This is a genomic window from Streptomyces phaeoluteigriseus (assembly GCF_001896135.2).
GTDB lineage: Bacteria > Actinomycetota > Actinomycetes > Streptomycetales > Streptomycetaceae > Streptomyces > Streptomyces phaeoluteigriseus.
This window is the reverse complement of record NZ_MPOH02000005.1, coordinates 227347-241436: the sequence shown is the minus strand read 5'-3', so window position 1 is coordinate 241436 and position 14090 is coordinate 227347. Positions and strand designations below refer to the sequence as shown.

General features: G+C 72.4%; 11 protein-coding genes, 2 pseudogenes and 1 riboswitch. Of the genes and pseudogenes, 11 read left to right on the top strand and 2 right to left on the bottom strand.

What is annotated here, in order from left to right; translation table 11 throughout:
* Nucleotides 1-677 precede the first annotated feature (677 nt).
* Nucleotides 678-835: riboswitch (cyclic di-AMP (ydaO/yuaA leader) on the top strand.
* A 4-nt stretch (nucleotides 836-839) separates the two neighbouring features.
* The 4 genes and pseudogenes from BM536_RS04295 (at nucleotide 840) to BM536_RS04280 (ending at nucleotide 5796) form a co-directional block, all read left to right on the top strand.
* On the top strand, nucleotides 840-1865 hold the full coding sequence (locus BM536_RS04295; RefSeq protein WP_073491705.1) for a M23 family metallopeptidase: 1026 nt from the start codon (nucleotides 840-842) through the stop codon (nucleotides 1863-1865).
* A 354-nt stretch (nucleotides 1866-2219) separates the two neighbouring features.
* Nucleotides 2220-4139 carry a rhamnogalacturonan lyase family protein gene (locus BM536_RS04290; RefSeq protein ID WP_245873258.1) on the top strand — a complete coding sequence of 640 codons (1920 nt, stop codon included), beginning with the start codon at nucleotides 2220-2222 and terminating at the stop codon, nucleotides 4137-4139.
* Nucleotides 4140-4153: 14 nt separating this feature from the next.
* Nucleotides 4154-4866: pseudogene (locus tag BM536_RS04285) on the top strand (DUF6250 domain-containing protein).
* 145 nt (nucleotides 4867-5011) lie between these two features.
* A pseudogene (locus tag BM536_RS04280) lies at nucleotides 5012-5796 on the top strand (SGNH/GDSL hydrolase family protein).
* 508 nt (nucleotides 5797-6304) lie between these two features.
* Here BM536_RS04280 and BM536_RS04275 read toward each other — a convergent pair.
* Both BM536_RS04275 and BM536_RS04270 read right to left on the bottom strand, forming a co-directional pair.
* A complete protein-coding gene (locus tag BM536_RS04275; protein ID WP_281258534.1) occupies nucleotides 6305-6925 on the bottom strand; it encodes a TetR/AcrR family transcriptional regulator in 621 nt (206 codons plus the stop codon).
* 41 nt (nucleotides 6926-6966) lie between these two features.
* Entirely contained in the window at nucleotides 6967-8145 is a 1179-nt protein-coding gene (locus BM536_RS04270; RefSeq protein ID WP_094102540.1) for a Glu/Leu/Phe/Val dehydrogenase dimerization domain-containing protein, read from the bottom strand.
* A gap of 163 nt (nucleotides 8146-8308) precedes the next feature.
* Here BM536_RS04270 and BM536_RS04265 point away from each other — a divergent pair, with 163 nt between their 5' ends.
* From BM536_RS04265 to BM536_RS04240, 7 genes are all read left to right on the top strand, one after another.
* Nucleotides 8309-9538, top strand: coding sequence for an MBL fold metallo-hydrolase (locus BM536_RS04265; RefSeq protein WP_094102539.1), 1230 nt, complete (start codon nucleotides 8309-8311; stop codon nucleotides 9536-9538).
* 360 nt (nucleotides 9539-9898) lie between these two features.
* Nucleotides 9899-11578, top strand: a complete 1680-nt coding sequence (locus BM536_RS04260; protein WP_245873257.1) for a sensor histidine kinase — start codon at nucleotides 9899-9901, stop codon at nucleotides 11576-11578.
* Nucleotides 11579-11609: 31 nt separating this feature from the next.
* On the top strand, nucleotides 11610-11969 hold the full coding sequence (locus tag BM536_RS44690) for a hypothetical protein (RefSeq protein WP_245873256.1): 360 nt from the start codon (nucleotides 11610-11612) through the stop codon (nucleotides 11967-11969).
* 74 nt (nucleotides 11970-12043) lie between these two features.
* On the top strand, nucleotides 12044-12478 hold the full coding sequence (locus tag BM536_RS04255; RefSeq protein WP_073491709.1) for a roadblock/LC7 domain-containing protein: 435 nt from the start codon (nucleotides 12044-12046) through the stop codon (nucleotides 12476-12478).
* 2 nt (nucleotides 12479-12480) lie between these two features.
* Nucleotides 12481-12852, top strand: coding sequence for a DUF742 domain-containing protein (locus tag BM536_RS04250; protein ID WP_073491710.1), 372 nt, complete (start codon nucleotides 12481-12483; stop codon nucleotides 12850-12852).
* Nucleotides 12830-13450, top strand: a complete 621-nt coding sequence (locus BM536_RS04245; RefSeq protein ID WP_073491711.1) for a GTP-binding protein — start codon at nucleotides 12830-12832, stop codon at nucleotides 13448-13450. The genes BM536_RS04250 and BM536_RS04245 overlap by 23 nt, the downstream gene beginning before the upstream one ends.
* Before the next feature lie 61 nt (nucleotides 13451-13511).
* Entirely contained in the window at nucleotides 13512-14081 is a 570-nt protein-coding gene (locus BM536_RS04240) for a GAF domain-containing protein (protein WP_073491712.1), read from the top strand.
* Nucleotides 14082-14090 lie beyond the last annotated feature (9 nt).

Genomic DNA, 14090 nt, shown 5'->3' with positions numbered 1-14090 from the left:
GGCTCGGTCGGGCGATGGCCTCGCCCGACCGTGGTGCCCGAGTGGCGGCCTTCGAGAGGGAGTTGTCCGAGCGGGGCACGGCCGGGTCAGGGTCGCCCGGGCGATGACGGCCGACCCTGCCAGTCGGCTGCCCCGGCCCACCCCGGCTGGGTTCGGTTCCAGCCCGGACGAAAGCGGACGGAACTGTGCAATCGACTCGTACTGCACTCCGTGCGCCAGGACGTCCAGGAGCGCCGGGGCTCGACCCGGCAACGGTGTGCGAATGCCGTGAAATGGACGAAGTTGACCGGGGTGCGATGCTGATGCGCCACTGGTTGAGCGCCGGGCCGCATGGTGGTCTTGATGCGACGGTTATCCGGCAGCGTCGCATCTGGGGGTTCTGTCCGAATTAGATCCTTCGTCACAACTCGCTCTGTAATAAGGGGATCTGGGGACATGTCACGTGAGCAGCGTCATATTCGTGACTATGAGTCGCCCGTCATGTGCACGTAATACGGCTGTTTCCCAAGGGCGTTCGTGGGAAGAACGGCCTCTCGATGCACGCAGGGTGACCGGGAATTCTCACAGGGGATCAAGAGAAGCGTGCGGTGAGTGCAACCTTCGCTTGTACCTGTGCGTCGTGGTCGCTTACGTTCCACCCAATCCGGACGGACGCCCAATCCTGCCGCCGCCCGGAGACCGCACACTCACCCGTGAACGGCAGGAGCGGGGGACCCACAGGCAGTACCGCCTGTTCCGGTCTCCGGAACGGCTAGGGGTAAAGCCGCGCCTCGGCGCGGCCGGACATCTCCAGTCCGCACCCGACAGCTCACCTCGCAGGCGCCGGAGAGGAATTCGTCATGCCCGCCAAGGGTAAGCACCGTCGTCCGAAGTCCCAGCGCTTCACCCGTTCCATCGCCGTCGCCGGAACCGGTGGCGCCGCGCTCGCCCTCCCCTTGATGGGGGCCTCCGGCGCCCAGGCCGCACCGTCCCAGTCGGCGACGCAGGCCGTTTCCGCCGCCTCCGCCGTTTCCTCCCTTCCCTCCCACTCCTCTGTTTCGGAAAAGGCCGCCGAGACCGTTTCCGTGGCGCAGAAGTCCGGGAAGTCCGCCACGGGCGCCAAGACCTACACGGTGCAGTCGGGCGACTACCTCTCCAAGATCGCGGACGAGCAGAACGTCAGCGGCGGCTGGAGCCGGCTCTACGCGGACAACCGTGAGGCCGTCGGCGAGAACCCGTCGCTGATCCACCCGGGACTGAAGCTCTCGATCGGGGAGAAGGCCGCGACCGGCACGACCAAGTCGCCGTCCACTTCGTCCGGTTCATCTACTTCGTCCGGTTCGTCGGCCTCGCCGAAGCAGTCCTCGGGCTCCTCCACGAAGTCGTCCTCCTCGGACTCGGGCTCGTCGGACTCCGCGAAGTCCTCCTCGTCGAAGGCGTCCACGGCGCAGGCTGCCGAGAAGGCCACCGCCTCCAGTGGCTTCGCCCTCCCGGTGGCGGGTGCGACCGTCGGCACCCCGTACAAGATGTCCGGCAGCATGTGGTCCAGCGGTTACCACACCGGCGTCGACTTCGTCGTCCCGACCGGCACCTCGCTCAAGGCCGTCGGCGCGGGCACGGTCGTCTCCGCGGGCTGGGGCGGCGCGTACGGCAACCAGGTCGTCATCAAGCTCGCCGACGGCTACTACGCCCAGTACGCCCACCTGTCCTCGCTCTCCGTCTCGGCCGGCCAGTCCGTCTCCGGCGGTCAGCAGATCGGCCTGTCCGGTGCGACCGGCAACGTGACCGGCCCGCACCTGCACTTCGAGATCCGTACCGGTCCCGACTACGGCTCGGACATCGACCCCGTCGCCTACCTGCGCTCGCACGGCGTCTCCGTCGGCTGACGTAGCGCTCGACCTCCCGCCTGACACGCCGTCGAAGGCCGGACCCCGATCCCGGGTCGGCCTTCGGTGTTTCCACACGCCCGCGCGCCTGGGCGCTCGCATGCCCGCACGCAGGTGCCCGCACCTGCTCCCGCACGGACGCCCGCACCGGCACTCCCCGCCCCCCGGCACCCGCTCCGCATCTGTTCGACTTTGCGCGCTCATGATCGTTCCATTGCGGTCTTGTGGCGGGTGTGCCCGAGGTGTCGACAGGCGGGGCGGGGCAGGGACACAGTGATCGAAAAGAGCGGCAAGCGCTTTCCCGCATCGCGCCCCGTCCGTCTCACGCGATCCTGTGCCGTTGAGGAGCCCCTGGTGCACACCACCCCGCGCCGAAGAACCGTCACCGTCACCACGACCGCGGTGGCCCTGCTGGCCGGGCTGTTCACCGCACCGGCCACCGGCCGGGCGGCGTCCGCGCACGTCGAACAGCCGCGCCGCGTCGTCGAGAACCTCGACCGCGGACTGGTCGCCGTGCCCTCCGCGGAGGGCACCTTCCTCAGCTGGCGGCTGCTCGGCACCGAGTACGCCCGTCACGGCGAGGCGATCGCCTTCAACGTGTACAAGAACGGCCGCCGCCTCAACCGCGAACCGGTCAGGAAGTCCACGACCTACCGGGACCACAGCCCCGGCAAGGGCAGGTACACCGTCCGCGCGGTCGTCGACGGCCGGGAGACCAGGGCGAGTTCCCCCGCCCTGGACTTCGCCGACGGGTACGCCGAGATCCCCCTCTCCGCCGCCGACGGTTACACCGTCCAGCATGCCTGGCCCGGCGACCTCGACGGCGACGGACGCTACGAACTCGTCGTCAGCCGGCTCTCCCGGACCCGGGACCACCCCGACCTGCTGGAGGCGTACACCCTCACCGGCGAGCGGCTCTGGCGGGTCGACCTCGGCCCCGGCTCCTACACCCAGGTCGGCGGGAACGGCGCCAACGATCCCGCGCCCGCCGCGATCAGCGGGTCCACCGCGATCGGCGGCTACCGCAACGACGACAACGTCACCGTGTACGACCTCGACAGCGACGGCAGGGCGGAGGTGCTGGTGCACACGGCCGCCGGGACCACCTTCGCGGACGGCGCCCGGGTCGCCGCCGACTCGCCCGCGGACCAGTTCGTCTCGGTGATCGACGGCGCGACCGGAGCCGAGCGCACCCGGCAGCCCGTCCCCGACGACTTCGTCGCCGACGGCCCCTCCGGCGGCCACTTCGGCATCGCCCACCTCGACGGTCAACATCCCAGCCTCGTCACCAAGTCGGTCACCCGCGTGGGCGCCCGGCGCGGCACCTTCCGGAGCCTGTTCCAGACGTGGGACTTCAACGGCACCGATCTGACCCGCCGTTGGAAGTACGTCGTGGATCCGGCCTCCGGCGCGACCGGTTTCCACCAGATCCGCACCGTCGACGTCGACCAGGACGGCAAGGACGAGATCGCCGACGGCAACTACGTCATCAACAGTGACGGCACCCTGCGCTATGTCGTCGACGGCGCCATCCACGGCGACCGCTTCGACATCGCCGACCTCGACCCGGCCCGCCCCGGCCTGGAGGGCTTCGCCATCCAGCAGTCCGAACTGGGCATCGTCTCCGACTTCCCCTGGTACTACTACGACGCCGACACGGGCGAGCGACTGGTGACCGGCGCCCACCCGGCGACCCCCGTGAGCGACGCCGACCTCGACGTGGGCCGCGGCAACGCCGCCGACATCGACCCCGGCCACCCCGGCTACGAGTACTGGACCTCGACCGCCGACGTCACCCGGCCCGGCGCGGGCGTCTTCAACGTGCTGCACGGCAAGGTCTCCGGCACCACTCCGAGCGTCAACTTCCGCATCTGGTGGGACGGTGACAAGGCGTCGGAACTGCTCGACCTCACCCACGTCGAGAAGTGGGACCCCGCCACCGAGACCGCCACCCGCCTCTTCGACCCGGCCGGCGTGGTCTCCGGCGCCCGCAACGCCACTCCCTTCTACGGCGACCTCGTCGGCGACTGGCGCGAGGAGATCCTCGCCGAGACCGCCGACCACACCGCGCTGCGCCTCCACACCACCACCGAGCCGACGAGGACCCGCGTCTACACCCTCGCGCAGAACCCGGCCTACCGGCTCGGCTGGACCGTGCGTGGCTACCTCCAGTCCACGTACACCGACTACTACCTCGGCACCGAGACCCGCCGTATCCCCGAACCGCTCATCACCACGCCCACCGCCACCACGCCCCTGCCCGGTACGCCCTGAAGGAGCCGCTTCCCATGACCACCACCCGCAGAGCCTTCGGCGCCATGGCCTCCGGTGCCGTAATCGCCGCACTCGCCCCCGCGACCGCGGCGAGGGCCACGCCCCGCCACCGCCGCCTGATCGCCCACGACGACTTCCGTCACGGCCTCGGCCGGTGGGCCGTCGAGCTGGAGAAGGGCGGCTCCGTCACCGCCTCCCGCGGCACCCTGGAGGTCGACGTTCCGGCCGGCGCGACGATCTGGTTCAAGAAGCGGCTCGAAGGGCCGTACGTCCTGGAGTACTCGGCCACCCCGGTCTCCGCCGGCGGCGTCAACGACCGCGTCTCGGACCTCAACAACTTCTGGAACGCCGTCGACGCCCGTTCCCCGCACGACCTCTTCGCCACCCCGCGCCGCGCGCCCTCGCCGAGTACGACCACCTCAGGACCTACTACGTCGGCTACGGCGCCAACACCAACACCACGACCCGGCTGCGCCGTTACGTCGGGCAGGCGGGAGTGCGGCCGCTGGTCCTCGACCACACCGAACCGCTGCTGGTGGCGAACGCGCCGCACCATGTCCGCATCGTCTCCGACGGCTCCACCGTCCGGTGGTGGAACAACAGGCGGCTCGTCTTCGACCACACCGACCCGGAGCCCTACACCGCCGGGCATTTCGCCTTCCGCACCACCTGGAGCCATTTCCGGATCAGCGGATTCCGGGTGTGGTCGTTGCACCGACGCGGCTGAGACAAGGCCTATTCCCGCATTGGCCAAGTCTTTAGGAGTGGCTTATCTCACCGCCCGTCAACCCTTGCCTACGGTCGCGTAAGTCACATTCGAAGGTGAATCATGAACGGTTGTGGCAGACGATTCGAAGAATGACGACAGTTCACTGATCGGGTCGTACGTGGCGGTGGGGGACAGCTTCACCGAGGGCGTCGGCGACCCCGGCCCCGACGGGGCGTTCGTCGGCTGGGCCGACCGGTTCGCGGTACTGCTCGCGGACCGGCGGCCCGAAGGCGACTTCGCGTACGTGAACCTCGCGGTGCGCGGCAAGCTGCTCGACCAGATCGTGGAGGACCAGCTTCCCCGGGCGGTCGAGCTGGCGCCGGACCTGGTCTCCTTCTGTGCGGGCGGCAACGACATCCTCCGACCCGGCACCGACCCCGACGAGGTCGCCGAACGCTTCGAGCGAGCGATCGCGGCCCTCACCTCCGTGGCCGGCACCGTCATGGTGACAACCGGGTTCGACACCCGCGGCGTCCCCGTGCTCCGGCATCTGCGCGGCAAGATCGCCACCTACAACGGGCACGTGCGCGCGGTCGCCGACCGGTACGGCTGTCCGGTCCTGGACCTGTGGTCGCTGAAGTCCATCCAGGACCGACGGGCCTGGGACGGCGACCGGCTCCACCTCGGCGCGGAGGGCCACACGCGCGTGGCGCTGCGCGCGGTCAGGTCCTGGGCATCGACGTACCCGCCGACCCGGAGCAGCCCTGGCCGCAGCTCCCGCCGCGCGGCACCTTCGACATCCGGCGCGACGACGTGCAGTGGGCGCGCGAGTACCTGGTGCCGTGGATCGGACGCCGGCTGCGCGGGGAGTCCTCGGGCGACCACGTGACCGCCAAGGGCACGCTCTCGCCCGACGACATCAAGCTGCGGATCGCGACCGTGGCCTGAGCCCGGTGCGGCCGGCCGTTCCCGAGGGACCCGGTCGGCCGCTCGACCAGTGAGGTGAGCGCGCGGGAGTGGGTCCTCGCGGAACCGGTCCGGAGGCCGGGACGACCGCATGCCCCGCTCCCGCACGTGGCTCTCGTCCACGGCGCCCCGCGCCCGTACGTCCGGCAGGGCGCCGCGTGCGGCCGCCGCGGCCGTCTTGACGCTCCAGGGCGCTCCAAGGCATTCCAGGCCCCGGTTCGCCCGACTCGGCGGCCACCGCCTCGGCCGCATGGTCTCCCTCGGCGAGGACGCGACCGGCTGTCCGCGCCCGCCGGTACCGCCGACGCCGAAGCCGCCGACGCCGAAACCGCCTCCGGTGGAGTCGCCGTGGCGCCGGGCGTCATCCGCGCGGCGGCGACGGCGACGGCGACGGTGACGGCCGTGGACGAACTCGACTGCGCCGTGGACGAACTCGACTGCGCCGGGTACCCACTCGACTGAGCCGGGTACGCACTCGACCGGTCCGGTCTCAGTGCTCCTGGGCGCTCGACGTCCCCGCCCCCAGACCGAGTTCCCGGCCCAGCGCCTCCTCCACCCATTCCTGCGCACGGGCCCGGGAGACCGCACCGTCGTAGGACGTGAGCTGTACGGCGAGACCGTCGAGGAGGGCCGTCAGGCGCAGGGCCGTCCCGGCCGGGTCGGGACAGCGGAACTCGCCCGCGGCCACCCCCTCCGCGATCACCTCGGCGAGCGCCGCCTTCCACCGCCGGTCGAGGTCGCGGGCGACGTCCCGCAGAGCGGGTTCGCGCAGCGACACCGCCCAGCCCTCGATCCACAGCCGCCAGCCCTTGGCCGGTCCCGTGGGGGCGTACCAGCGCACCGCCGACCGCAGTCGGCGCAGTGCGGTCGTGCGCCGGCCGAGCAGTTTGCGCAGATGGGCCAGGTCGCCCTCGGCGGCGAAGGCGAACGCGTCGGCGACGAGCCGCTCCTTGGTGGAGAAGTGGTAGAGCACGAGCGCGTTGCTCACGCCGAGCGCCGAGGCCACGTCGGCGATCCTGACCGCCGCCACGCCCCGCGCCTCGATCTGCTCGATGGCCGCCCGCAGCAACTCCTCGCGCCGCTCCGCCACACTCAACCGGACCCTAGCCACGCCGTCACCCTACACACGGCCCGCGACCTGCGCGGACGCCCTCAGCGGTGCTGCCCGAACCGCTCCGCGATGACCGGCAGTCGCTGGTCGGCGATCGCGTGCGCGGCCCGGCGCGGGGTTGTCCCGTCGGCCTCCGCGCGCGTCAGCACCAGGTCCACCAGGGCGCGCATCGAGCGGCGCGTGTGGGCGAACGCCTCCCCGGCGTCCGCGCCGATGTCGCCGAACAGCGTCCACCACCACCAGGCGTTGGTCCCGGAGTTGACGACGACGTCGGGCAGCACGCTCACCCCGCGCGCGTGCAGCAGCGCCTCCGCCTCGGGAAGAACCGGCATGTTGGCCGCCTCGGCGATCCAGCGGGCGGTGATCCGCGCCTGCTCGTCCGGCCCGATCGCGTACGACACGGCGGCCGGCACCAGCACCTCGGCCTCGGCCGACAGCCAGGCGTCCCCCGGCAGTTCGCGGTCGCCGGGGCGCAACGCGCGGCGGTCGACGGTGCCATGGGCGTCCCGCGCGGCCAGCAGCGCCTCCACGTCGAGGCCCGCCGGGTTGGTGATCGTGCCCTTGACGTCGGCGACGGCCACGACCGTCAGTCCCGCGCGCGTGAGGAAGCGCGCCGTGGCCCCACCCATGGTGCCCAGACCCTGGAGGGCGACCCGGGTGCCGGCGTGCGGCACTCCCGCCCGGTCCAGGGCGGTGAGGACGGACTCGGCGACCCCGCAGCCGCCGACCAGCTCGTCCAGGCCGATGCCGTCCACCTCGACGGCGAAGGCGTCCGCGAGCCGCCGGCGGGCGGTGCTCTCGTCGTCGAGCAGCGGATGGACGGCCTGGATCGACGACACCAGCCCGGCCTCGGCGACGGCCCGGTCGACGACGTCCTGGCTGAGCCCCAGGTCCTCACCGGTGGTCCAGCAGCTCTCGACGTAGGGCCGTACCGCCCGCAGGTAGCGCACCAGCAGGCCGTACGCCTCCGGGTCGCGAGGATCGCAGTCGATGCCGCCCTTCGCGCCGCCCAGGGGGACATGGCGTGCCGCCGGGTCGTAGTGCAGGGCCTCCTTGCGGCTCATGCCGCGGGCGAGGCCGGTCACCTCGTCGAGGGTGCAGCCGTCCCGCATCCGCAGGCCGCCGCTGCACACGCCGCGCACGAGCCGGTCGACGACCAGGTAGCCCCGGCGGCCGGTGAGGTGGTCGGTCCAGGTGAGGGACACCAAGGGGGAGGTCATGCGGACTCCTCGACAGGGACCTGTTACTGAACAGTGGGTCAGTATCGGGAGCCCGGAGGTGCCGTGTCAACGCGCTGCGGGCGGCCCCGGACCAGGGCGACCCGAGGTTTGTCGGACCGGCCGACCATAATGGGAATCCTCAGTGACCCCACCTGGAGGTACCGTGGCTGCATTCCGTTCCCTGAGCCCTGGGCTCCGCGCACTGCAGCCCGAGGCCTTCGGCGCGGACCCGAGCGGTGAGCGCCTGGCGCGCATCCGCAGATCACCCCACTTCAAGGACGGGGTGTTCCAGAACCCCGGCGGCATCGGCGCGCGGATCCGGCCCTCGGGCACCGGGCTCGACTTCGCCAAGGCCTTCTTCGACAAGGAGACCCGCCCCCGGCGTTCCCCCTCCGGCCCCGTTCCGGTGCACCCCACCACCCTCGCCGACCTGGCCCGGCCACCCGCCACGGGCCTGCGCCTGACCTGGATGGGGCACTCCAGCGTGCTCGCGGAGATCGACGGGCACCGGGTGCTGTTCGACCCCGTCTGGGGCGAGCGCTGCTCTCCCGTCCCCTTCGCGGGCCCCAAGCGACTGCACCCGGCCCCGCTGCCGCTGGCCGCGCTCGGCCCGGTGGACGTCGTCGTCATCTCGCACGACCACTACGACCACCTCGACCTGCCCACGATCAAGGCGCTGGCCGGCACGGACACCCTGTTCGCGGTGCCCCTCGGTGTCGGCGCCCATCTCGAACACTGGGGCGTGTCCGCCGACCGGCTGCGCGAGCTGGACTGGCACGAGGCGACCCGCGTCGGCGGCCTCACCCTCACCGCCACCCCGGCCCGCCACTTCTGCGGCCGAGGCCTGCGCAACACCCAGCACACCCTGTGGGCCTCCTGGTCCGTCGCCGGCGACGAGCACCGGATCTTCCACAGCGGCGACACCGGTTACTTCGACGGTTTCAAGGACATCGGCGCCGAGTACGGCCCGTTCGACGCGACGATGATCCAGATCGGCGCCTACTCCGACCTGTGGCCGGACATCCACATGACCCCCGAGGAGGGGCTGCGCGCCCACCTCGACCTCCAGGGCGGCCCGAGCGGGGCGATCCTGCCCATCCACTGGGCCACCTTCAATCTCGCCACGCACGCGTGGTCCGACCCGGGGGAGGGCACCCTGGCCGCCGCGCGCGCGGCCGGCGCCCGGATCGCGCTGCCCCGCCCCGGCGAGCCCTTCGAGCCGACCGCCGAGACCGTGCCGGCGGAGCCGTGGTGGCGTGGCGTGGCGCTCGCTCCGGCGGGCGGGTGGCCCGAAGTGCTGCCGGAAGCCAAGGCCATGGTCGATACGGTGCGTGACATTCCGAGGGATGCGGCCGAGGGTGGGGACACCCCGGAGGCCGTCCCGGCGGGCTAGCGGGGCGCCCGTACCGGACCTGACCGCCCGACGACGGGGGTCGGAGCGAACAGCTCCCCGACCCCCGTCGTCCGTTTCCGAGCGTCTCTGACCAGGTCCGATCGGCTTCCGCACCTCAACTGTCCGTAGACCGAGCGGGTTTATCGGTCTGTCGTACGAAGCCTCATACCAGAGCGGGACGCTCACCGGGGGACTTTGTCAACTGCCCGCCGCACATGATGGGTTGGCAACTACTGTGAGTGGCCGTGGGGCGAGAAGGGTGCACGAAGCTCTCGCTCTCCGACCGACACCGCGATGGCGCGAGCCCCAGGAGCGCACCCCACGCGAGCCCCAGGCCCGACGGACAGTACGAGGACACCGATGTCTCACCTCCGCGCACCGGCCGCACGCGCAGACCGCCGTGAGGGCGGACGGCACGGACGGCCGGTCTCCCGCCCCGCACCCGCACCGGCCGAGACGCACATACGGCCGCAGCTGCTGCGGCTCGCCGTGCTGCCCCCGACCGCCGTCGCCCTCAGCGCCTGCGCGGCCGTCCTGTTCACCGTCCGCTCCACCGGCGCCCGGCCGGGACCGGTCCTGTGGGCCGTCCTCGCCGGAGCCGTCGCGGTGACCGGCGTCGGCATCGTCGTCGCCGCCGTGGCCGCCGACCGGGCCGCCCGCTCCGTCAGCGACCGCGTCACCGCCCTGCGTCGCAACAGCGCGCGCGGCGAGGCCGACCTGCGCGCCCTGCTGGACACGCTGCGCCGCGGCGAGCCCCCGCCGCAGCGCACACCGCGCGGCGGTCCGCCCGGCGACGCCGACGAGTTCGAGCTGCTCGCCGCCGATCTGTCCCGCGCCCACGACGGGGCCGCCACCGCCGTCGTCCAGGCCGCGCAGCTCTCCAGCCAGACGGGCAGCGAACAGAAGCTCGAGGTCTTCGTCAACCTGGCGCGGCGCCTTCAGTCCCTCGTGCACCGGGAGATCGCCACCCTGGACGAGCTGGAGAACGAGATCGAGGACCCCGACCTCCTCAAGGGCCTCTTCCACGTCGACCACCTCGCCACCCGGATCCGCCGCCACGCCGAGAACCTCGCCGTCCTCGGCGGTGCCGTCTCCCGGCGGCAGTGGAGCAACCCCGTCTCCATGACCGAGGTGCTGCGCTCCGCCATCGCCGAGGTCGAGCAGTACTCGAGGGTCAAACTCGTCCCGCCGGTCGACGGCGAACTGCGCGGGCACGCCGTCGCCGACGTCATCCACCTGCTCGCCGAACTCGTCGAGAACGCCACGGTCTTCTCCGCCCCGCACACCCAGGTCCTGTTGCGCGCCAACCTGGTCACCTCCGGGCTCGCCGTCGAGGTCGAGGACCGCGGCCTCGGCATGCCCGTCGAGGAGCAGAGCCGGATGAACGCCCTGCTCGCCGACCCCGACCAGGTCAACGTCGGCCGTCTGCTCGCCGATGGCCGCATCGGCCTCTACGTCGTCTCCCAGCTGGCCCGCCGCCACGGCATCCGGGTCCGGCTCCAGAACAACATCTACGGCGGCGTCCAGGCCGTACTCGTCGTACCGCAGGCCCTGCTGGGGTCGGCCGGGCTGCCGTTGCCGCAGGCCGAGGAGCGTGGCACGGGAACGGTGCCGACGGGGGCGGCGGGGCCGGCGGGCGGACAGGGCGCGCGAGACGGGGGGAGGCCACAACCGGCTCCGCACGCCCGCGTGCAGGCGCAGGGGCAGGCCCGCCCCGAGTCACGCCCGCAGCCCCAGCCGCAGCTTCGGTCCCCGGCCCCGCTCCAGCCGCAGGCACCGCCACCGACGCACCTCCAGCCCCGCCTCCAGCCCCAGCTCCAGTCCCAGGGCTCTCCGCTCCCACCGCCGTACACGCCCCCCCGGCCCGCCCCGCGGGAGCATCCGCACGCAGGCGCCGCGTCCGCCCCCACCACCGGGTCCCCCGTCCAGCACGACCACCCCCCGCCCGAACGACGGCCGGCCGGCCCCCCTCCCCGTTCGCGGGCGCGCACGAGGAGCGGCCCAATCCGGCCGAGGCCGTGCCCGGTGTCCGGCCGGTGACCGGTCCGCGGTGGAGGAGATCGCGGGCCTCATGCCCACTCCGCGCGCCGGCGCCGTGCGCGGCACCATGGGCAAGCCCCAGCTGCCCCGGCGCCGCGCCCACGAGCACCTCGCACCCCAGTTGCGCGGCGGCCCGGCCCCCCGGCCGGACGCCGCCGAGCAGCCCGCCGGGCACGACCCCGGTCTGATGGCCGCCTTCCAGCGCGGCGTCGGCCTCGCCGAGGCCCAGCAGAGCCTGGAGGCGGACCCCCTGCCGGACCCGGCCGTCGCGGACGCACCGCCCGCCATGCCGGCGTACCCCATGGCCGAGACCCGCACCGTGTCCGGCCTGTCCGGCGACTTCGACCACCAGTCCACCACCCGGCACGACGGGAGCACACCAGCCGGATGAGCACCCCCCTCACCACCTCCACCCCCACCGCACCCGCTCCCGCTGACCTTCGTACCCCAAGGAGTCGATCCACCATGGCGAGCGATGCGCCGACCGGCCAGGTATCCGATCTCGACTGGCTGATGAGCGGCCTCGTGCAGCGTGTACCGCACACGACCAGCGCGGTCCTCCTCTCCTGCGACGGCCTCGTGAAGTCCGTCCACGGCCTGGACCACGACAGCGCCGACCACATGGCGGCCCTGGCCTCCGGGCTGTACTCCCTCGGCCGCAGCGCCGGTCTCCGCTTCGGCGACGGCGGGGACGTACGGCAGGTCGTCGTCGAACTCGACTCGACGCTGCTGTTCGTCACCACCGCGGGGTCGGGCACCTGTCTCGCGGTGCTGGCCGGGCGCGAGGCCGATGCCGCCGTGCTCGGCTACGAGATGGCGATGCTCGTCAAGAGCGTGCGGCCGTACCTGGTCACCGCGCCCCGGCAGCACGCCGTCGAACCCTCGGTGATGGGGCCTTGAGGGTGGCGGCGGCCGGCGACGGGCCCTGGCTCGACGACGCGGCCGGACGGCTGGTCCGTCCGTTCACGGTCAGCAACGGCCGCACCAAGCCCACCGTCGCCCTCGACCTCATGTCACAGGTGCGGGCGACCGGGTCCACCCCCCTCGGCTATCTCGGCCCCGAGCACGCGCAGGCGCTGGACCTGTGCCGTGCCCCCGTCCCGGTCGCCGAGGTCGCCGCACATCTGAGGCTGCCGGCGGCGGTCACCAAGGTGCTGCTGGCGGACCTCGTGGACTGCGGGGCGCTGACCACCAAGCCCCCCGAGTTCCAGCACAACCCCACCGACCGGGTCCTTCTGGAGGCAGTGCTCGATGGACTACGACGACAGCTCTGAACACGACGACGACCGCGACCCCTTCCCGACCGCGCTGAAGATCCTGGTCGCGGGCGGGTTCGGGGTCGGCAAGACCACGTTCGTCGGCGCGGTCAGCGAGATCGCGCCCCTGAGTACCGAGGAGCTGCTCACCACCGTCGGCGCCGCGACCGACAACCTCGACGGCATCGAGAACAAGGTCGAGACGACCGTGGCCATGGACTTCGGCCGCATCAGCCTCGATCCACAGCATGTCCTGTACCTGTTCGGCACCCCCGGACAGGAACGGTTCTGGTTCATGTGGGACGAACTGTCCGAGGGGGCCCTCGGCGCGGTCGTCATCGCCGACACGCGCCGCCTGGAGGAGTGCTTCGCGGCCGTCGACTTCTTCGAGGAACGCGGCCTCGGCTTCATCGTGGCCGTCAACGAGTTCGACGGCGCCCACCGCTACGACCCGGAGGAGGTGCGCGCCGCCATCGACCTGGACCCGGCCGTCCCCATCGTGCGCTGCGACGCCCGCATCTCCGCGTCGGGCGTGCAGACCCTGCTCACCCTCGTCCGCCACCTCATCGCCCACGCGCCGGCGGCACCTCAGCCGAGCCGCGGCGCCCACATGTGATCCCCGTACACCACACACCGGAGCCGCACATGCGCTACGTCCACAGCGACGGAGTCCGCCGATGAGCCACGACCCGCCCCGCACGGCCGGTCGACTGCTGCTCACCCCCGAGGACAAGGAAGCTCCCGCCCGCACCCGGAGGGTGCGCCGACTCGGCCTCGGGGAGCGGGCGGAGCCCTCCCTGGACGCCTTCGCGGACCGCCTCGCCGAGGTGACCGACGCGCCGTACGCGATGGTCAACTTCATCGACGAGGAACGGCAGTTCTTCGCCGGGCTGCACACCCCGCCCGGCGGCCGGGCGGCCCGCGGCGGCAAGCCGGAGGTGGGCCGGCGGCTGCCCCGCGAGTACGGCTACTGCCCGTACGTCGTCGTGCGGCGCAAGGCGGTGGTGCTGGAGGACGTCCGCGACTACCCGCGGTTCGCGGGCAACCCGGTCGTCGACGAGTACGGCATCCACGCGTATCTAGGCGCCCCGCTGATCGACACGGCCGGCCTGGTCCTCGGCACGGTGTCGGTGGCCGATCTGGCGCCCCGGCCGTGGGGGAAGGCGGGACTGGAGACCATCAAGGCGACCGCGGCGGATCTGGCCGGGCGGCTGGAGCACCGGGCGGCCGGCGGGCCGCCCCTGTGACCTGACCTG

Coding starts and splice junctions, on each gene's coding strand:
- BM536_RS04295 (WP_073491705.1), top strand. CDS start 840: ATGCCCGCCAAGGGTAAGCACCGTCGTCCGAAGTCCCAGCGCTTCACC.
- BM536_RS04270 (WP_094102540.1), bottom strand. CDS start 8,145: ATGACCTCCCCCTTGGTGTCCCTCACCTGGACCGACCACCTCACCGGC.
- BM536_RS04260 (WP_245873257.1), top strand. CDS start 9,899: ATGTCTCACCTCCGCGCACCGGCCGCACGCGCAGACCGCCGTGAGGGC.
- BM536_RS44690 (WP_245873256.1), top strand. CDS start 11,610: ATGCCCACTCCGCGCGCCGGCGCCGTGCGCGGCACCATGGGCAAGCCC.
- BM536_RS04255 (WP_073491709.1), top strand. CDS start 12,044: ATGGCGAGCGATGCGCCGACCGGCCAGGTATCCGATCTCGACTGGCTG.
- BM536_RS04245 (WP_073491711.1), top strand. CDS start 12,830: ATGGACTACGACGACAGCTCTGAACACGACGACGACCGCGACCCCTTC.
- BM536_RS04240 (WP_073491712.1), top strand. CDS start 13,512: ATGAGCCACGACCCGCCCCGCACGGCCGGTCGACTGCTGCTCACCCCC.